The sequence below is a fragment of the Salmonella sp. 3C genome (assembly GCF_025426275.1).
In the GTDB taxonomy this organism is placed as follows: Bacteria; Pseudomonadota; Gammaproteobacteria; order Enterobacterales; family Enterobacteriaceae; genus Salmonella; species Salmonella enterica.
Window position 1 is genome coordinate 3,749,617 of the sequence record NZ_CP104858.1, and the last position, 17,610, is coordinate 3,767,226.

21 protein-coding genes and 1 pseudogene are annotated in these 17,610 nt (G+C 52.0%); 8 read left to right on the forward strand and 14 right to left on the reverse strand.

What is annotated here, in order from left to right:
• Positions 1-101 precede the first annotated feature (101 nt).
• A pseudogene (gene ompC / locus N7E69_RS17895) lies at positions 102-1,313 on the reverse strand (porin OmpC).
• Between the two features lie 649 nt (positions 1,314-1,962).
• Here ompC and drpB point away from each other — a divergent pair.
• The 4 genes from drpB to N7E69_RS17915 all read left to right on the forward strand — a co-directional run bounded on the left by drpB (position 1,963) and on the right by N7E69_RS17915 (position 5,004).
• Positions 1,963-2,274 (forward strand): cell division protein DrpB, encoded by a 312-nt coding sequence (drpB, locus tag N7E69_RS17900; RefSeq protein WP_000107437.1) that lies wholly within the window; start codon positions 1,963-1,965, stop codon positions 2,272-2,274.
• A gap of 79 nt (positions 2,275-2,353) precedes the next feature.
• Positions 2,354-3,049: a phosphohydrolase gene (locus N7E69_RS17905; protein ID WP_000377040.1), complete on the forward strand. Its 696-nt coding sequence runs from the start codon at positions 2,354-2,356 to the stop codon at positions 3,047-3,049.
• Positions 3,050-3,122: 73 nt separating this feature from the next.
• Positions 3,123-4,553 (forward strand): DNA cytosine methyltransferase, encoded by a 1,431-nt coding sequence (locus N7E69_RS17910; protein ID WP_001157309.1) that lies wholly within the window; start codon positions 3,123-3,125, stop codon positions 4,551-4,553.
• The gene (locus tag N7E69_RS17915) at positions 4,534-5,004 is read left to right on the forward strand and encodes a very short patch repair endonuclease (RefSeq protein WP_000785978.1); all 471 of its coding nucleotides are present in this window, start codon (positions 4,534-4,536) and stop codon (positions 5,002-5,004) included. Before N7E69_RS17910 ends, N7E69_RS17915 begins: the two co-directional genes overlap by 20 nt.
• Here the strand turns inward: N7E69_RS17915 and yedA are convergent.
• Complete coding sequence (gene yedA, locus N7E69_RS17920; protein ID WP_001212267.1) at positions 4,993-5,913, reverse strand: drug/metabolite exporter YedA; 921 nt, start codon at positions 5,911-5,913, stop codon at positions 4,993-4,995. The genes N7E69_RS17915 and yedA overlap by 12 nt on opposite strands.
• 169 nt (positions 5,914-6,082) lie before the next feature.
• On the opposite strand from yedA, the gene N7E69_RS17925 reads away from it, so the two are divergent.
• The 3 genes from N7E69_RS17925 (at position 6,083) to dgcQ (ending at position 9,139) form a co-directional block, all read left to right on the forward strand.
• On the forward strand, positions 6,083-7,000 hold the full coding sequence (locus N7E69_RS17925; protein ID WP_085983347.1) for a DUF808 domain-containing protein: 918 nt from the start codon (positions 6,083-6,085) through the stop codon (positions 6,998-7,000).
• 76 nt (positions 7,001-7,076) lie between these two features.
• The gene (locus N7E69_RS17930) at positions 7,077-7,262 is read left to right on the forward strand and encodes a YodC family protein (RefSeq protein WP_001521741.1); all 186 of its coding nucleotides are present in this window, start codon (positions 7,077-7,079) and stop codon (positions 7,260-7,262) included.
• Between the two features lie 164 nt (positions 7,263-7,426).
• On the forward strand, positions 7,427-9,139 hold the full coding sequence (dgcQ, locus tag N7E69_RS17935) for a cellulose biosynthesis regulator diguanylate cyclase DgcQ (RefSeq protein ID WP_001119828.1): 1,713 nt from the start codon (positions 7,427-7,429) through the stop codon (positions 9,137-9,139).
• Here the strand turns inward: dgcQ and N7E69_RS17940 are convergent.
• Both N7E69_RS17940 and yodD read right to left on the reverse strand, forming a co-directional pair.
• Positions 9,118-9,954: a mannosyl-3-phosphoglycerate phosphatase-related protein gene (locus N7E69_RS17940; protein ID WP_000948784.1), complete on the reverse strand. Its 837-nt coding sequence runs from the start codon at positions 9,952-9,954 to the stop codon at positions 9,118-9,120. The genes dgcQ and N7E69_RS17940 overlap by 22 nt on opposite strands.
• Before the next feature lie 309 nt (positions 9,955-10,263).
• Positions 10,264-10,491: a YodD family peroxide/acid resistance protein gene (yodD, locus tag N7E69_RS17945; RefSeq protein WP_000844798.1), complete on the reverse strand. Its 228-nt coding sequence runs from the start codon at positions 10,489-10,491 to the stop codon at positions 10,264-10,266.
• A 128-nt stretch (positions 10,492-10,619) separates the two neighbouring features.
• Here yodD and dsrB point away from each other — a divergent pair, with 128 nt between their 5' ends.
• Positions 10,620-10,814, forward strand: a complete 195-nt coding sequence (dsrB, locus tag N7E69_RS17950; protein ID WP_000867218.1) for a protein DsrB — start codon at positions 10,620-10,622, stop codon at positions 10,812-10,814.
• A 38-nt stretch (positions 10,815-10,852) separates the two neighbouring features.
• On the opposite strand, the gene rcsA is transcribed toward dsrB, so the two are convergent.
• From rcsA to fliJ, 10 genes are all read right to left on the reverse strand, one after another.
• Entirely contained in the window at positions 10,853-11,476 is a 624-nt protein-coding gene (rcsA, locus tag N7E69_RS17955) for a transcriptional regulator RcsA (RefSeq protein WP_000103974.1), read from the reverse strand.
• Positions 11,477-11,757: 281 nt separating this feature from the next.
• Positions 11,758-12,552: a flagellar biosynthetic protein FliR gene (gene fliR, locus N7E69_RS17960; protein ID WP_000616955.1), complete on the reverse strand. Its 795-nt coding sequence runs from the start codon at positions 12,550-12,552 to the stop codon at positions 11,758-11,760.
• Positions 12,553-12,560: 8 nt separating this feature from the next.
• The gene (gene fliQ, locus N7E69_RS17965; RefSeq protein ID WP_000187355.1) at positions 12,561-12,830 is read right to left on the reverse strand and encodes a flagellar biosynthesis protein FliQ; all 270 of its coding nucleotides are present in this window, start codon (positions 12,828-12,830) and stop codon (positions 12,561-12,563) included.
• 9 nt (positions 12,831-12,839) lie between these two features.
• Positions 12,840-13,577, reverse strand: a complete 738-nt coding sequence (gene fliP / locus N7E69_RS17970; protein ID WP_001253411.1) for a flagellar type III secretion system pore protein FliP — start codon at positions 13,575-13,577, stop codon at positions 12,840-12,842.
• Entirely contained in the window at positions 13,577-13,954 is a 378-nt protein-coding gene (gene fliO / locus N7E69_RS17975) for a flagellar biosynthetic protein FliO (protein WP_000978276.1), read from the reverse strand. Before fliO ends, fliP begins: the two co-directional genes overlap by 1 nt.
• Positions 13,954-14,367 (reverse strand): flagellar motor switch protein FliN, encoded by a 414-nt coding sequence (gene fliN, locus N7E69_RS17980; RefSeq protein ID WP_001282111.1) that lies wholly within the window; start codon positions 14,365-14,367, stop codon positions 13,954-13,956. The genes fliO and fliN overlap by 1 nt, the downstream gene beginning before the upstream one ends.
• Positions 14,364-15,368 (reverse strand): flagellar motor switch protein FliM, encoded by a 1,005-nt coding sequence (gene fliM, locus N7E69_RS17985; protein WP_000502811.1) that lies wholly within the window; start codon positions 15,366-15,368, stop codon positions 14,364-14,366. Before fliM ends, fliN begins: the two co-directional genes overlap by 4 nt.
• Before the next feature lie 4 nt (positions 15,369-15,372).
• Entirely contained in the window at positions 15,373-15,840 is a 468-nt protein-coding gene (gene fliL / locus N7E69_RS17990) for a flagellar basal body-associated protein FliL (RefSeq protein WP_000132169.1), read from the reverse strand.
• A gap of 104 nt (positions 15,841-15,944) precedes the next feature.
• Positions 15,945-17,162 carry a flagellar hook length control protein FliK gene (fliK, locus tag N7E69_RS17995; protein ID WP_000631684.1) on the reverse strand — a complete coding sequence of 406 codons (1,218 nt, stop codon included), beginning with the start codon at positions 17,160-17,162 and terminating at the stop codon, positions 15,945-15,947.
• Complete coding sequence (gene fliJ / locus N7E69_RS18000; protein ID WP_000046981.1) at positions 17,159-17,602, reverse strand: flagellar export protein FliJ; 444 nt, start codon at positions 17,600-17,602, stop codon at positions 17,159-17,161. The genes fliK and fliJ overlap by 4 nt, the downstream gene beginning before the upstream one ends.
• Between the last annotated feature and the right edge of the window lie 8 nt (positions 17,603-17,610).

The window sequence follows — 17,610 nt, forward strand, 5'->3', positions numbered from 1 at the left end:
GAAACCAGGTCAACCTGTCTTTGTGCCCTTATCCGTTATTTAATTCTTGCCCTATAATAACAAGCCCGCGCTAAGCACGGGCTTGAATAACATAAAGCGTCTTAGAACTGGTAGACCAGACCAACACCTACAATATCATCGGTTGCAATACCGTTGTTTGCGTAGAAGTCATCATCTTCGTCCAGCAGGTTGATTTTATAATCAACGTAGGTGGACATATTTTTGTTGAAGTAGTAAGTCATACCGACGTCAACATATTTAACCAAATCTTTGTCGGTGTAACGATAGTTACCATGGCTATCCATATCCTGGCCGCCTAAATCTTTGCCCTTAGACTGCAAGTAGGCGATGGACGGACGCAGACCGAAATCGAACTGATACTGTGCAACCACTTCAAAGTTCTGGGTTTTGTTAGCGATACCGCCGCCACCCAACTTACCGTCTGCAGAGTGATAGTCGCTGTCTCCATAAGAGGTCATATTGCGGGTTTCAGAGTACATCGCCGCCAGGTATACGTTATAGGCGTCATATTTGACACCTACGGTCCAGGCTTCGGCAGTTTCACCGCCGGCATCATTGTTGCCATAGTAACGATGACCATCACCATATCCATTACCTACTTGGGCATCGGTACGGTCAGAACTTGAATAAGCAGCTCCCAGGCTTAACCCGAAGTCAAAGTCATAAGAGGTAGAGAGGCCGAAACCGTCACCGTTTTCTTTATTTGTACCGCGGTTAGTTCCATTACCGGAGCCTTACTGGCCAAATGCGTTATTGCCACTTTCGTTATTACCCTGGTATTGCAGCGCGAAGTTCCAGCCTTCCACCAGGCCGAAGAAGTCGGTGTTACGATAGGTGGCCAGGCCGTTAGCACGCTGAAGCATATATACATCTGTCTGGGTGTAAGAGTCGCCGCCGAATTCCGGCAGCACATCGGTCCAGGCTTCAACGTCGTAGATAACACCATAGTTACGGCCATAATCGAAAGAGCCGTACTCGCCGAATTTCAGACCGGCAAAGCCCAGACGAGTCCAGGACGTATCCCTGTTACCTTCAGTGCCACTCGCCTGCATGTTGTATTCCCACTGACCATAGCCGGTCAGCATATCGTTGATCTGCGTTTCGCCTTTAAAGCCAATACGGGCGTAGGACTGGTCGCCATCGTCGCCTGCATTGTCAGAGAAGTAACGCAGACCATCAACTTTGCCGTACAGGTCGAGTTTGTTGCCATTTTTATTATAAACTTCAGCCGCATTTGCTGCGCCTGCCACTAATAACGCCGGGACAAGCAGTGCCAGAACTTTTCTGTTCATTATGTATTCCCTTATGATAATAATTTATATGAATATGTAGCCACTTCAACAAAACTACAAATTGATACTATTCTATGAAGTTCATGGAATTTAAAAAATAACATGTAACAAATGTATTTAAAACATTTCAATTTGTTTCTGTTTGGTTTATTATAATACAGAGTATATAAGTAATTAAGAATATATATTCTATAATTATCATTTTTTATCAATGGGTTATATGTTTTGGCTTGATGGATGTTGGCGTGAATATAATTTGTTTTTTATATGTATTTGATGCTTTGATTATGAAAAAGAATAAAAAAAACCGGCATAAATGCCGGTAATGTGGGTAATGATAAAATAAATGATAAAAGGCTAATAACCGAATCATTCTGACACTTAATGCTAATAAAATAAAACGCTATCGCGGTGCGTAAAAATAAGTTGTTCTGGTTATGGGTTATTCTGCATTAGAGTGCGATTCAATCACCATTCCCTTATTTAACAGCAGGTTCAGCGCCAGGCGTAACATTATCTGAGAATAAACTATTTGTGGAATGAATAACCAGAACAGGTGGATAAGGTATTTTATGGTCGAAATGTGACTAGTGTCACATTATAATGTAATTAATGTCATATGACTTACATCACAAAAGCGGAGTAAAGTTTGAGTACCAGGGAGGACAACGCCACCCGTAGCATGGGCGGCAAATTAGCGTTATGGGTTTTTTATACCTTTTGCGGCTACTTCATCTGGGCGATGGCGCGTTGCGTGTGGCTGATGTCCGCCATACAAACCGAGCCGGTTCTCGGCCCAATCAGCACTCCTGGCAGCACAACGGAAAAATGGCTTAACGCGCTTTCGCTGGGCGTCGTCTGGCTTATTCTGGGGAGTATTGCCTGGTACACCCGGCCTCGCAAAAACAGGGGGTATCCCGCCGACACTAAGCCAGAAACGCGCAAGCACGCAGGGATGTAAAGTGGTGGCGGATATGTCAGGATAGCGAACCCTGTGCTCAGGCATGTAATAAAAATGGTCTGCTATAAAGAGAGGGCGTATGGACTCAGGATACTGGCAATCGCAGTTTGAAGACTGGCTACGTCACCACCACCAGGAACAGGATGCCGCCCATGACATCTTCCATTTTCGTCGTGTTTGGGCAACCGCGCAAACGCTCGGGGAAAACAGTCCTGTCGACTGGCTGGTGGTGCTATCGGCATGTTATTTCCATGACATCGTCAGCCTGGCGAAAAATCATCCGCAGCGGCATCGTTCTTCCATTCTGGCGGCGGCAGAAACCCGACGTATTTTTCTGCGGGATTTTCCTGACTTTCCGGCAGAAAAACTGGCGGGCATTTGTCATGCTATCGAAGCGCATAGCTTCAGCGCAAAAATTGCGCCTACCACGCCAGAGGCAAAAATCGTGCAGGATGCAGACAGGTTGGAGGCGTTGGGCGCCATTGGCCTGGCGCGGGTCTTCGCGGTCTCCGGCGCGCTGGGCGTCGCGCTGTTTGATGCCGACGATCCCTTTGCCGACAGACGGCCTCTTAACGATAAGCAATTCGCGCTCGACCATTTTCAAACCAAACTGCTGAAACTGCCGCTGACGATGCAGACCGAACGGGGCAAGTCCCTGGCGCAGCGTAATGCGGATTTTCTGGTGTCGTACATGGCGAAACTGAGCGCTGAGCTGAAAGGCGACTATGAAACACGGGATGAGGCGGTCATCCAGATGTTTGCTACGCATCAGTAACCCCTGCCGCTGAAACGTAAACCGCGTCATTTTATGTTAGTCTGTCGGCAATTATTTTTGGCCGGTTAAATGTATGCAGGAAAATATTTCAGTAACACACGCCCGGAACCTCATCGCCGACGACGCCGGAAGCGAGATCCAGGCGATGCTGAGTCAATTGCTGGAAATCTACGATGTTAAAACGCTGGTGGCGCACCTTAACGGCCTGGGCGAACAGCACTGGAGCCCGGCCATCTTAAAGCGCGTAATGATGAACGCGGCATGGCATCGTTTGAGCGACAATGAACTCACCTGTCTTAAAACAGAGTTGCCGACGCCGCCAGCGCATCATCCACATTACGCCTTTCGTTTTATCGATCTCTTCGCGGGCATCGGCGGTATTCGCCGCGGATTTGAAGCGATAGGCGGACAGTGCGTGTTTACCAGCGAATGGAATAAGCACGCGGTACGGACATATAAAGCGAACTATTTTTGCGATCCGCTGCAACATCGCTTTAATGAAGATATCCGCGATATCACGTTGAGCCACCGGGAAGGGGTCAGCGATGATGAGGCGGCGGAACACATTCGCCAGCATATTCCGCAACATGATGTCCTGTTGGCGGGCTTTCCCTGTCAGCCATTTTCTCTGGCGGGCGTTTCCAAGAAAAATGCGTTGGGCCGCGCCCACGGCTTTGCCTGCGAGACTCAGGGGACGTTATTTTTTGATGTCGTAAGAATTATCGATGCTCGCCGCCCCGCGCTGTTTGTGCTGGAAAACGTGAAAAACCTTAAAAGTCACGACCAGGGCAACACTTTCCGCATTATTATGCAAACGCTCGATGAACTGGGATATGACGTGGCGGATGCCGCTGACAATGGCCCGGACGATCCGAAAATTATCGACGGGCAGCACTTTCTTCCTCAGCATCGGGAACGTATTGTGTTGGTGGGATTCCGTCGCGATTTAAACCTGAAAACCGATTTTACGTTACGCAATATCTCCCGCTGTTATCCACCGCGCCGTCCGACGCTGGCAGAACTGCTGGAGCCCGTCGTCGAAGCCAAATATATCCTGACGCCGGTGCTGTGGAAATATTTATATCGCTACGCGAAAAAGCACCAGGCGCGGGGAAACGGTTTTGGCTATGGCATGGTTTATCCTGACAATCCGGAAAGTGTGGCGCGCACGTTATCTGCTCGCTACTACAAAGATGGTGCCGAAATTCTGATCGATCGTGGTTGGGATATGGCGAAAGGCGAAGTGAATTTCGACGATGCTGGCAACCAACAACATCGTCCCCGCCGACTCACGCCGAGAGAGTGCGCGCGTTTAATGGGATTTGAGGCGCCGCAAACGTACCAGTTCAGGATACCTGTCTCGGATACGCAGGCCTATCGCCAGTTTGGCAACTCCGTGGTGGTGCCGGTATTTGCCGCGGTAGCAAAGCTGCTGGAACCCAAAATTCACCAGGCGGTGACGCTGCGTCAGAGAGAGACGGTAGATGGCGGACGTTCACGATAAAGCCACGCGCAGTAAAAATATGCGCGCGATAGCGACCCGCGATACGGCGATTGAAAAACGTCTTGCTGGCCTGTTAAGCGCGCAGGGGATTACGTTTCATACTCAGGACGCGACATTACCGGGCAAGCCGGACTTTGTGGTGAATGATTATGATTGTGTGATTTTTACTCACGGCTGCTTTTGGCATCATCACCACTGTTATCTGTTCAAAGTGCCGGCCACGCGAACGGCTTTCTGGCTGGAAAAAATCGGTAAGAACGTTGAGCGCGATGAGCGCGATATTCAGCGTTTACAGGCGCTTGGCTGGCGGGTACTGATCGTCTGGGAGTGCGCCTTGCGCGGGCGAGCGAAATTGAGCGACGCGGCGTTGGCGGAGCGCCTGGAAGAGTGGATCTGCGGCGGCGGCGCCAGCGCGCAGATCGACACCCAGGGGATTCATCTACTGGCGTGAATCTTCCGTTTTACACGGCGTGACCACCGCCTTGACAGGAAACAGGTACTTACCCAGAGTCACCAGCACTACGGCAAACACAATCACACCCAGCGCGGCCCATTCAATGGGCGATAACCTCTCACCGCCCAGGCCAGTGCCAAGCAACACGGCGACAACCGGATTCACATAGGCGTAGCTGGTCGCCAGTGCCGGACTGACGTTGCGAATCAGGTACATATAGGCATTAATGGCGATAATAGAACCGAACAACGCCAGGTAGCCGACGGCCATAAACCCCGATAAACCAGGCAGCGTGGCGAGCTTTTCGCCGGAAAGAAACGCCGCGCAAAGCAATACCACGCCCGCCGCCAGCATTTCAATCGCGCCCGCCATCATGCCCACAGGGAGGGCGATGCGCGAGCCGTAAACGGAACCAAATGCCCAGCTCATCGAACCTATCAGGATCAAAATCGCGCTCCACGGATTGCCGCTTAAGTTGCCGCCGCTGTTCAGCAGAATAATCCCGGCAAGTCCAATGGCAATCCCCACCCATTCTAATTTGCGCGTTTTAATACCAAAAAAGTAGCTAAAGCACAGCGTAAATAGCGGGACAGTGGCGACCACGACGGCAGCAATGCCCGATGGCACGTTTTGATGCTCCGCCACCGTCACCAGGCCGTTACCCACCGCCAGCAGCAGTAGACCAATCAGCGCGGCGTTGATGGTCTGGCGCAGCGGCGGAAGTTTTTCGCCGCGCAACAGCAAAAACGCCATGAGCAACATCCCCGCCGAGAGAAAACGTACGCCTGCCATCATCAGCGGCGGCCAGCTTTCAACGCCTATGCGGATAACAAAATAGGTAGACCCCCAAATGATGTACAAGGCAAAAAGCGCGCCAAAAAGAGGTAATAACTGCCGGAAACGCATAATCACTCACGGTGAAATAAAAAGGGTGAATATAGTAAACGTCAAAATTATTATGCTGGCGAGCATTATAATTGTCCTTTTGGAATAAAAAGGCGTTGACCCGCGCCGCCGGTTTCGGCATTGCGCGTTTTGCTACATACTTAACGTCTTAGAAGAAAAGACCGAGGAAATCATTTTGGCAGGAAGTAGCTTACTGACATTACTCGACGATATCGCCACGCTGCTGGACGATATTTCGGTAATGGGCAAATTGGCCGCGAAAAAAACCGCGGGCGTACTGGGAGACGACCTGTCGCTCAATGCGCAGCAGGTGACCGGCGTTCGCGCTAATCGCGAGCTGCCAGTGGTATGGAGCGTGGCGAAAGGATCATTAATCAACAAGGTTATTCTGGTGCCGTTGGCGCTGCTGATAAGCGCATTTATCCCGTGGGCCATCACGCCTTTATTAATGTTAGGCGGCGCGTTTCTCTGCTTTGAAGGGGTAGAAAAAGTCCTGCATACCTTTGAGGCGCGAAAACACAAAGAAGACCCGGCGGAGCGGCAAAAACGTCTTGAGGCGCTGGCTGCGCAAGATCCTTTGGCCTTTGAAAAAGATAAAGTAAAAGGGGCGGTCCGTACCGATTTCATTCTGTCCGCTGAAATTGTGGCCATTACCCTGGGGATTGTCGCGCAGGCGCCGCTGCTTAATCAGGTGTTGGTGCTGGCGGGGATTGCGTTGGTTGTGACCATTGGCGTGTATGGCCTGGTGGGTATTATTGTCAAACTGGATGATATGGGGTACTGGTTGGCGGAAAAGCGTAGCGTGCTGGCGCAGGGCGTCGGTAAAGGATTACTGATTATCGCGCCCTGGTTAATGAAAGCATTATCCATTGTCGGTACGCTGGCGATGTTTCTGGTCGGTGGCGGGATTGTCGTACACGGTATTGCGCCGCTACACCATGCCATTGAACATTTTGCGCAGCAGCAGGGGGCTTTCATAGCGCATACGATCCCTGCGGGGCTGAATCTGGTGCTCGGCTTTATTATCGGCGCCATTGTGGTGGCGCTGGTGAAAGGTGTGGCGAAAATTCGCGGTGTTTCGCACTGATTTTCTAGAATGAATTATGCAAAATTGTCCATCCTCGTCTAAGGTGAAAACGTTTCATCTGATACAGGAGGCAGGTATGGTCTTTTCTGTCAGTGAGGAAGTTACCGTGAAAGAGGGTGGGCCCCGGATGATCGTCACCGGTTATTCCAGCGGAATGGTAGAGTGTCGCTGGTATGATGGTTTTGGCGTAAAGCGGGAGGCATTCCATGAGAATGAGCTCGTGCCAGGCAAGGAAAGGCGCGGGCGGGACGAAGCCCGATGACAAAACGCCCGGTTAATGCCGGGCGTTTTGCTGTGGAGAAAAAGAGTCGTCGCGCTGCGACATGCTGCTACCTGGTTATGCCAGGATTGAGTGGTATCCCTTGATGAGGTCTGGCTACCGTAAGCCATCAGGGGGAGTTGTATCAATAACCAGGAGTTACCAGGGTGCCGCACGAAACACTGTTAGACAATCAAGGCTGGTTTAAAAAGCTGGCGCGGCGTTTTGGTCCCGGTCATGTCGTCAACACCTGTTTTCTGATCGTGATGCTGTTCTCGACGCTACTTACCTGGCGGGAAGTGATGATACTGAAAGACGCGTATGTCGCCAGTCAGCGCAATCATCTGGGGAGCGTCGCGAATGTCCTTGACCGCCAACTGCAATTCAACATGGACAGGTTGATCTTTTTACGCAACGGTATGCATGAAGCGCTGGTGGCGCCGCTGGCTTTTTCCGCATTGCAAAGCGCGGTGACGCAGTTTGAGCAACGACGCGTCAGACATTTCTGGCAACTGGAGCTGGATAAGCGGCGGACATTGCCGTTATATGGCGTTTCCGATCAATTTGTCGCCCGGACGACGCTTCTTTCGCGGGAGAGTCGTGACCTGGCAAATGAATTAACCGCCACGCTGGAGTTAGGGTATCTGGCGCGTCTGGCGCGCTCATCCGCCATGCTGACGCTGGAGACGATGTATGTTTCTCGCTCAGGGTTTTACCTCTCAACTCTCCCTACGGCGTACGGTAGCGATATTGTCTCCCGTTACTATCAGTACGTGACCCAGCCCTGGTTTATCGAGCAAAGCCAACGGCGTAACCCACAGCGCGGCGTGCGGTGGTTTACCTCCGCACAGCCCTATGTTGCTGACGAGCAGAAAAAAGTGACAGCCAGTCTACCGCTGGATCACGATAATTACTGGTATGGCGTACTGGCAATGGATATTCCCGTCGCGTCATTACAGCGGTTCCTGCGCGATGCGGCCGAAAAGGATATTGAAGGGGAATATCAGCTATACGATAACCATCTCCGTTTGTTGACGGACTCCGCGCCGGAACAACAAACCGCGAATACGTTAAATGACCGTGAGCGCGCCTTACTGGCGCGTGAAATAGAAAAAGATACCCTGGGCGGGCTGCGTTTAGGAACGCATTATGTAAGCTGGGAGCGACTGGATCATTTTGATGGCGTCCTGCTGCGCGTGCATACATTACGTGAAGGCATCCAAGGGAATTTTGGCAGTATTAGTATCGCGCTGACGCTGTTATGGGTGCTTTTTACGGCGATGCTGTTGATCTCCTGGGGCGTTATTCGACATATGGTCAAAAACATGTTTGTTCTGCAAAATTCGCTGCAATGGCAGGCATGGCACGATCCGCTGACCCGGCTATATAACCGTGGCGCGCTGTTTGAAAAAGCGTCCAGGCTGGCAAAGCGCTATCGGGAAGCCCGCCAGCCATTTTCTGTGATACAGCTGGATTTAGATTATTTTAAAAGCGTTAACGATCGCTTTGGCCATCAGGCAGGCGATCGCGTGTTGTCCCATGCCGCTGGGCTCATTGGCAGCACCATTCGAGCGCACGACATCGCCGGACGGGTAGGAGGCGAAGAGTTTTGTATCGTGCTGCCCGGCGCGACGAAAGCGCAGGCGCTGCAGATTGCCGAACGCATACGCCAGCGCATTAATGACAAAGAGATTCTGGTGACGAAAAGCACGACGCTTCGTATCAGCGCGTCAATGGGGATCAGTAGCGCGGAGGAATACGGCGACTATGATTTTGAGCAGTTGCAGTCGCTGGCCGACAAACGGCTTTATTACGCCAAACAGTCCGGACGTAACCGTATTTGCGCCAGCGACGCGACTCAGGAGCGGGAAAAGAAATAGTCCATGCCTTCGCGCCAGCCATCCGGCCCTTCGTTCTGGCTACGGTAGACGCGCTGAGGATCGTCGTTACGCAAATGTACGCCCTCCCGGTTTAGCCCTTTAACGACAACCGCATAATCCATCACATCCAGTAAGGGCGCATCATTGGGGCCGTCTCCTAGCCCCAACGTCAGAGGACGCGCGCGCCACTGCCGACGATATGCTTCAATCAGCCAGTTGGCAGCCTGATCTTTACCGGCGGAGGCGTCCAGCACATGCCAGAAACGGGCGCCATGGACAAATTGCAGTCCCAGGTCATTTAAACGGGCGACAAACTGCGCCATGCGTTCATCGCTATCGCGCCAGATCAGCGACACCGACGCTTCATGCAGACGGGTTAGGGCAGACTGTGCCCGGGTTAGGGCAGACTGTGCCCGGTTTAGGCCCGTCCATTCGCTTATCACCTGATCGTCAACGTCATCAAACGTGGTGAACTTAAACTGTTCCTTTTCACGCAATTTATGCAGGACGAGGCGGATTTCGTTGTGAGAAATACCGGCTATCAGGCGGGGATAGTTGGGATGGTCTTCCCAATGAACGTCCAGTTGGATCACCGCGCCGTTTTCCGCAATCAGCGGCAGTCCCTGTAGATTTAACGTCGTCTGGAGCTGGAGCATTTCAGCCGCGGTTTTACTGCTACAGAGGATCACGGGCACGCCGCTTTCATGCAGGCGTGTAAGCCAGGGGGCTGCGGGCTGCCACTCAAAAGTGTGGCTGTTCAGCAATGTGCCGTCCAGATCGGTAAAAATCAGCAAGGGGTCATGGATTGAGAGCATTTTTTCCTCATTTTCCGTTGCAACAGCGGGCTTATTTCCAGGAAAAGTCCTAAAGCACACTCGAAAGAAGTCGAACGCTAACTGGAACCGATCCCGTCGCTTCCAGGCAGCACATGCGTTGTCACACTTTTGCTACCGAACTATTAGCGCGCTTAATCATTCATGTAAAAAATATTTACTTGTCATGCAAAAAAATTGCAGATAAGGTAAATCTCACATCAGATTTCCTGGTGTAACGAATTTTCAAGTGCTTCTTGCATAAGCAAGTTTGATCCCGACCCGTAGGGCCGGGATTTTTTTCGGCCATTTTTAACGGTTTACTTCTGTTACACTAAAATCATGAATATCCAGCTCGAATGCTTCAGCTAATTCATGCCATGTATGATATTCCCGTCCGTCTACGCTCACCCGCTCAGGATCTTCCTGGCTACGGTGAACCTCGCTTTCGCTGATTTCATTGATGGCCGCCAGTAGCGCATCTACATCGACGCTCACTTCGCGCTTGGCCGTATCACTGTACTCTTTTGCCGTTTTCATCTTCACTACCTCACGGGTTCCTGACAGCCTAAGTATAGACCGTTGAGAAAACCAGCAAACACGCCGGCAAGGCGCTGTCAGACGCAGAAAATTGTTCTACACTGGCACAAAGCGACAGGAGGAAAATGATGAAGGTGAATGATCGGGTAACCGTTAAAACGGACGGCGGTCCCCGCCGACCGGGCGTGGTACTGGCAGTGGAAGAATTTAGTGAAGGCACAATGTACCTGGTTTCGCTGGAGGATTACCCGCTCGGCATCTGGTTCTTCAATGAGTCAGGTCACCAGGATGGTATTTTTGTCGAGAAGGCGGAGCAGGACTAATTGAGCCGGACTGGAGGTACATTGCCAGTCCGGATGTCTCAGCGCATGTTAACAAAAATGCCGTTAGTGACGTTATCTGTCAGCCGCACTACGTGATAGATCACTTGTTTATTATGCGTTTTTATCTTTCTTTTTATATTCCCCTTATGGGAGGATACTGTTTTTGCTTTAATATTCATTCTGTCAGAAATCTGAATGGTTCCCTGACCTTCCATCCACATTCGCAACATGCTGGATTCAGTTCGACTTAACGATAATGTTGGTAAATTTATGGTTCCTGAAATACCCGACTCTTTTTTCAGAATATCGCCAAGAAGGGTATCCAGCGAGTCAGGTTTAATCGATTTTGAGCTAATCAATAAGTTTTTTCTTACTAATAAATATTCATCAAAATGCACATTAGCAATTGCCATAAAAACAATAAATAACGTGTCAGGATGTTGATTAATGATTTGCTTTATTTGTTGACTGTCTGAAGGCGTATGAATGAAACAGTCCTCATTAATAAACACCACCGAAGGCTGATGCGCGCCACAAGCGATAGCGAGTTCGTCAACGGTTTCGATGTCGTTGATTTCCCTTTTTTTCACCCCTCTGCTGACCAGATACCCGCTTAACCCTAGCCGGGTGTAACTGCATAAATCCATAATAATCGTTGACATGGCATACCCTCACTCAATGCGTAACGATAATTCCCCTTACCTGAATAACTCACCATAATCAGACGGAACACGAATAGTCACCTTAGACAACGCTTACGCGGTTTTTCAGGCGAACTTACTATCCCGTAAAGTTACATATAATTTGCCAGGAATCATCTTAAAGTAAAGTGAATGTTGCGTTATGTGAGTGAAGTAAAAACAAATAAGGGGCAGCGGATATATCCTGGTGAATGTTTTTTAAAATTTATTTTCGGATAAACCTTAGTAAAACAGGATAAAAATTATGGGTTATTATTTATCGGCATCTCGCTAACAATATCAGCAAGCAAATTGAAAATTTCGCTGAATAAATGTTCGCAAAACGGCGCAATTAATGGCATTAGCGCGGCCATCAGCATAATGCCGACGGTGAGGGTAAGCGGGAAACCGATAACAAATATCGAGAGCTGCGGCGCCATGCGGTTTAATAGCCCCAGCGCCAGGTTGAGCGTAAGCAGGAGGGTAATGACCGGCAATGCCAGCATCAGTCCGTTTAAGAAAATGAGCCCTCCGGCCCTGGCGAGCGCCATAAATGCATTACTGTTCACCGGGTTACTACCGATGGGCAGAGTGTGGAAGGTATCGACCAACAGCGAAATAAGCCACAAATGGCCATTAAAGGTGAGAAACAGTAGCATGGCGAGCATATCCATAATACGCGCCAGAACCGGCATATTCAGGTGGCTGCCCGGGTCGACGAAGGTGGCAAAGGAAAGCCCCATTTGCAGACCGATAAACTCACCTGCGGTACGCACCGCCGCAAAGGCGAATTGCATGGTAAATCCCAGCGCAATACCGATCAGAATTTGTTGCATCGTCAGCCATAAGGCGGCAATAGAAAAAAGCGGCGTATCGTTTGCCGGTAGCGACGGCGCGATAACAAGGGTAATCATTATTCCCAACCCCAGTTTTACCCGCTTGGGAATAGCGCGCTCGCTGAGAATGGGCGCCGTTGAAATCAGCGCCAGTACGCGCAGCAAAGGCCAGAAATAGAGATGCAGCCAGTATAGCCATTGCTCGCTTGTAACCTGTATCATCGTTCTGTTTATCCGATGATATAAGGTAAATTGCTGAACAGAGTGCGTACGTAGTCCAGCAGCAGGTTGAGCATCCACGGGCCGGCAACGATAATTGCGATGAATACCGCGACGATTTTAGGGATAAACGACAGCGTCATTTCATTAATCTGAGTCGCGGCCTGCAAGATGCTGATAATGAGGCCGGTAATCAGCGCGACGAGTAACAGCGGCGCAGCCAGGGCGAGAGCGACTTTCATCGCCTCGGTCCCCATCATCATGACGGATTCAGGAGTCATTTTGCGCCTCTAACTGTAAAAGCTTTGGGCCAGCGACCCCACAAGCAATTGCCAACCATCGACCAGCACAAACAGCATCAGCTTAAACGGCAGGGCGATTGTCGCTGGCGGCACCATCATCATCCCTAACGCCATCAATACGCTGGCGATCACCAGGTCGATAATCAAAAAAGGGATAAAAATCGTAAAACCGATCTGAAATGCCGTCTTTAATTCGCTGGTGACATAAGCGGGCAGGAGGATACGCATCGGTACTGCTTCCGGTCCCTGTAACGGACCGCTATTGGCCAGACGGGCAAACAGCGCCAGATCGGCTTCGCGGGTTTGGCGCAACATGAACGCGCGTAACGGTTGCGCGCCTTTATCCAGCGCTTCCTGCATAGAAATTTTCTGCTCGCTAAACGGCTGGTAAGCATCCACGTAAATCTTGTCAATGACGGGCGACATAATAAAAAAGGTCAAAAACAACGCCAGTCCGAGTAACACCTGATTTGGCGGTGCCGAGGGCGTGCCCAGCGCGTTACGCAACAGGCCAAAAACAATGATGATACGCGTGAAGCTCGTCATCATCAGTAAAATCGCCGGCAGAAACGTCAGCGAGGTGATGAAAACCAGCGTCTGGACGGATAATGACCAGCTTTGGCCTCCGCCCGCTAATGGTTGGCTGATAAGCCCCGGCAGTTGCGCAGCAGCGGCGGGACTAAAAAGCCACAGACCCGCCAGAGAAAGGAATAACAAACGGCGCATCAGGATCTCCCGGAACGCTTGAGTAAGCTCTTCATCATGTTCTGGAAATCCGCCGGTGGGGCAACGGGTGCTTCCGTGTCATTCTCCGCGGGCGGGAGGGTGTGCAGCAGGTTGATCTGCGAGGCGGTCACGCCCAGTACCAGACGCGCATTTTCGACCTCGACAATCACCACGCGTTCGCGCGGGCCAAGCGAGGCGCTGGCTGACACCTTCAGTCCCCGGACGCTATTTCCTTTTGGCGCGAATCCCATACGCTTAATCACCCAGGCCGCCGCCAGAATGAGCGCAATAATGCCAATTAATGCGCCGCTCACCTGCATGAGCGGCGATCCGGCTGGCGCGGTGGGCTGAGAAACCGTGGCCTCTGTCTTCATCATTAACGACTCAAACGACGCATACGCTCGGATGGCGTAATAATATCGGTGATACGTACGCCGTATTTATCCGCCACGACGACCACTTCACCCTGGGCAATCAGGTAGCCATTAATCAGGATATCCAGCGGCTCGCCCGCCAGCCCGTCCAGCGCGACGACCGACCCCTGCGTCAGACGCAGCAGTTCTTTAATGGTCATTCGCGTGCGGCCCAGCTCTACGGTCAGTTTGACCGGGATATCCATAATCAGATCGATATCCTGCATAGCACCGCTGACATCGCCGCCGCCAAGCTGTTGGAAAACCGCGTCGGCGGCGCTTTTATTGGTGGTCGCTTTTTGCTCGTTTAACGCGTCAGCCCACAGATCATCCAATGCGCCAGTATTCTCATCGGACGGATTATTCATGTCACTCATTTGGGCTGTTCCTCATTCAGCGAATTCAAAATTGGGTTGATCAAATGTTCTACGCGTAGCGCATACTGTCCGTTTACGGTGCCATATTGGCTGGTGAGTACCGGAACGCCGTCCACATGAGCAATAATGCGGTCGGGTTTTTCAATCGGCAGTACATCGCCGGGTTTCAGCTTCAAAATCTGGGAAAGACGTAACGGAATATCGGCAAAATTGGCCACCAGCTCCAGTTCAGAGTGCTGAACCTGGCGTACCAGGTTATCACGCCAGTTCTGATCTTCATGGCGCGAGTTTTCCAGCGGCGGATTCACCAGCAGCTCACGCAGCGGCTCGATCATGCTAAATGGCAGACAGATGTTAAATTCACCGGTCAGATTGCCGATCTCCACATGAAACGGCGTATTAACGACGATATCGTTCGGCGAGGTGGTGATATTGGTAAATTTCACCTGCATTTCGGAACGCACATACTCCACTTCCAGCGGATTAATGGCTTTCCATGCGTCGCTATAGCCTTCCAGCGCCAGTTTCAACATACGGTTGATGACCCGCTGTTCCGTATGGGTAAACTCGCGGCCCTCGACTTTGGTCGGAAAGCGGCCGTCGCCGCCAAACAGGTTATCGACGGCAATAAACACCAGACTCGGCGAGAACACCACCAGCCCGGTGCCGCGTAGCGGCTTCAGGTGGATCAGGTTCAGGTTGGTCGGTACCGGCAGGTTACGCGCAAATTCGTGATACGGCTGAATACGTATGGCACCCACGGTAATATCCGGGCTGCGGCGCAGCAGGTTAAATAATCCCATCCGGAACTGGCGTGCGAAACGCTCGTTAATAATCTCCAGCGCCTGCAAGCGTTCACGCACGACGCGACGCTGGGTATTGGGATCGTAAGGGCGAATATCGCTATCGCTTGCGATACCGGGAGTGGGTTCGTCTTTGGTGTCGCTGTCGCCGTTCAACAGCGCGTCGATTTCAGCCTGAGAAAGAATACTATCGCCCATATCGTTACCGCAGAATAAAAGCTGTATAAAGCACGTCAGTGACGACCTGTTTTGGTTGTCCGGCAACGAGCGGCGCGGCCAGAGTCTCTTTAATGGCGGCAATCAGTTTTTGTTTGCCAGCTTCTGTTGAGAGCTCGGCGGCATTCTGACGGGAAAACAACAACAGCAGACGGCTGCGCACTTCCGGCAGATATTCATTTAATCGCGCGCGCGTCGCTTCGTCTTTCAGACGCAGGGTCACGCCGATATACAACACGCGATCCGCATCGCCCAGATTGACGGTAAACGTATCCAGCGCAAAAAATACCGGCGCGGGCGGCGGAGCCGGTTCCGCTTTAGCGTTCGTGGTCGGTTGCTGCTGCATACGCCAGTAGCTATAACCGGCGGTCGCGCAGGCGGCGAGGGTAATCAACACCAGCAAAGGTATCCAAATCGAGCGTTTGCTCTTTTTGTTAATCGCGGAGTCAGTCATCTGATACGGGCTTCCTGTTTCGGTACTGCTTATTGGCTGATTATCCCGTGTCCTGTCCACGACAAAGCGTGGAAAAGACGCGGATAATCATGCTACCTCTGGCGTTAGGCGAAGATATCCACTGCGCCATTGCCGCGCGCGGCGGCCTGAAGCGAGGCCGGCGCCGCTAACGCTATGTCATCTTCAGCGCCAAACGCGTCCGTGTGTTGGGCGCGGGAAGACTGTTGTTGCGACGAAGACTGCTGCTGTCCGGCAAAGCTTTCGCTACTGATACTGCTTTGTCCCAACTGAATGCCGCTTTCCGCCAACTGGGTGCGCAACATGGGCAGGGCGGCTTCCAGCGCGGCGCGGACATGGCTGTGCGGCGATACCATCTGGAGCTGCGCCTGATTGTCATCCAGCTTGAGCGAAATATGCACCTGACCTAACTCTTCCGGATGCAATCGAAGCTGCGCGCTTTGCTGTCCCTGACGCGTAAATAACATGACCTGCTGACTGAACGTTTGCTGCCATTCATGGCTGCCTAACGGCGCGCTGAGTACCGGGGCTGAGGCGACAGGTAGCGGTTGCGCCGTGGCGCTACTGAGCGTCGGCATTGCCGCGCCATGCGTTACTGGCGCGGGCGGGCTATCCACCTCCACTTTCGCGCTGGTCGCGGCGGCAGCGACTACCAGCGGCGTCAGTGCTGGCCCCGTGGCGCGATCGTCGCTGGCGCGCGCAAGCGACGCCTCGGTTTTCCCTTTTTCATGCTCGCTAAAAGAGAGCGTATGTGTCTCTTCCTGCGGCGCCGATGGCATGTCGCCGCGTAACAGTGACGGCAAGGCGATGTGATTTTCAGCCGGCGTTTCTCCGGCGACAGGCGTCGCGACAGGTTGTCCGGGCAGCATGGCGAATAAGGCGCTCAGACTGGCAAGATCCTCATCGCTCAGCGCGGGCGTTTTCTCATCATGCTGCGCCGTCTTACTCAGTGCGGCCAGAGCGCTGGTTTTCAACGATGGCGTTAGCGTAGACAGTAGATGCTGCGCTTGTGTCAGATCGGTAAGCGTTTCATCCGTCGCATTCGCTTTTTGCGCCAGCAGGTCGGCAAGCTTCACCGCCTGGACTGGCTCGCCATGTTGGGTCAGTAGCTCTTTCGATAACTTGCCGCCTGCCGCCTGTAAATCGGCCAGCGTGATGCGGGCGTCTTTGCCCTGTGCGCCGTCTGCGCCTAACGCGCCCGCCAGGAGCGCCAGAAAGTCCTCGGCTGAACCGGTGGTTTTTCCTGACGTCAGACCCGCGGTCATGTCGGTATCGGTGGTGATCAGTTGGGGCAGGGTGATCATTCGGGTTTCCTCATTGCTGCACGCTGAGCAAATTCATCCATCTTTTTCTGATCCATGCGGTTTTCAGCTAACAGCGCTGCCGCGGTTTGTCGGTCCTGTAAGGTTTGCCAGGCCTGAAGTCGCTGCTTTTTCTCACGCCAGCTCTTCAGCGCCAGGTCGACTTTTTGCGTCCACTGCGTAAGCTGGAGGCGATGCTGCTCTATCGCCTTTTCCAGTGTCTGAATAAACTGCTGATAGTTGATCCAGCGATTACTGGCGATGCCGTTGCCCATATCGGTGTTCAAATTACTGCGATACTCATTCTGATAATCGATCAGCATTTTGAGCTGTTCTTCCGCCTGTTGGCAGCCGCGACGCATTTCGCCCAGTAAACGCGCCGCATCATCTACCTCTTTTTCGGCCAGATCTTTGAGTGTTTCCAGAGCGCCATGTTGTGCCATGATCGTCG

Excerpts from the sequence above, each read along its gene's own strand:
- N7E69_RS17905 (WP_000377040.1), top strand. The coding sequence starts at position 2,354 with ATGGACTCAGGATACTGGCAATCGCAGTTTGAAGACTGGCTACGTCAC.
- N7E69_RS17910 (WP_001157309.1), top strand. The coding sequence starts at position 3,123 with ATGCAGGAAAATATTTCAGTAACACACGCCCGGAACCTCATCGCCGAC.
- N7E69_RS17915 (WP_000785978.1), top strand. The coding sequence starts at position 4,534 with ATGGCGGACGTTCACGATAAAGCCACGCGCAGTAAAAATATGCGCGCG.
- yedA (WP_001212267.1), bottom strand. The coding sequence starts at position 5,913 with ATGCGTTTCCGGCAGTTATTACCTCTTTTTGGCGCGCTTTTTGCCTTG.
- N7E69_RS17930 (WP_001521741.1), top strand. The coding sequence starts at position 7,077 with ATGGTCTTTTCTGTCAGTGAGGAAGTTACCGTGAAAGAGGGTGGGCCC.
- N7E69_RS17940 (WP_000948784.1), bottom strand. The coding sequence starts at position 9,954 with ATGCTCTCAATCCATGACCCCTTGCTGATTTTTACCGATCTGGACGGC.
- yodD (WP_000844798.1), bottom strand. The coding sequence starts at position 10,491 with ATGAAAACGGCAAAAGAGTACAGTGATACGGCCAAGCGCGAAGTGAGC.
- dsrB (WP_000867218.1), top strand. The coding sequence starts at position 10,620 with ATGAAGGTGAATGATCGGGTAACCGTTAAAACGGACGGCGGTCCCCGC.
- rcsA (WP_000103974.1), bottom strand. The coding sequence starts at position 11,476 with ATGTCAACGATTATTATGGATTTATGCAGTTACACCCGGCTAGGGTTA.
- fliR (WP_000616955.1), bottom strand. The coding sequence starts at position 12,552 with ATGATACAGGTTACAAGCGAGCAATGGCTATACTGGCTGCATCTCTAT.
- fliQ (WP_000187355.1), bottom strand. The coding sequence starts at position 12,830 with ATGACTCCTGAATCCGTCATGATGATGGGGACCGAGGCGATGAAAGTC.
- fliP (WP_001253411.1), bottom strand. The coding sequence starts at position 13,577 with ATGCGCCGTTTGTTATTCCTTTCTCTGGCGGGTCTGTGGCTTTTTAGT.
- fliO (WP_000978276.1), bottom strand. The coding sequence starts at position 13,954 with ATGATGAAGACAGAGGCCACGGTTTCTCAGCCCACCGCGCCAGCCGGA.
- fliN (WP_001282111.1), bottom strand. The coding sequence starts at position 14,367 with ATGAGTGACATGAATAATCCGTCCGATGAGAATACTGGCGCATTGGAT.
- fliM (WP_000502811.1), bottom strand. The coding sequence starts at position 15,368 with ATGGGCGATAGTATTCTTTCTCAGGCTGAAATCGACGCGCTGTTGAAC.
- fliL (WP_000132169.1), bottom strand. The coding sequence starts at position 15,840 with ATGACTGACTCCGCGATTAACAAAAAGAGCAAACGCTCGATTTGGATA.
- fliK (WP_000631684.1), bottom strand. The coding sequence starts at position 17,162 with ATGATCACCCTGCCCCAACTGATCACCACCGATACCGACATGACCGCG.
- fliJ (WP_000046981.1), bottom strand. The coding sequence starts at position 17,602 with ATGGCACAACATGGCGCTCTGGAAACACTCAAAGATCTGGCCGAAAAA.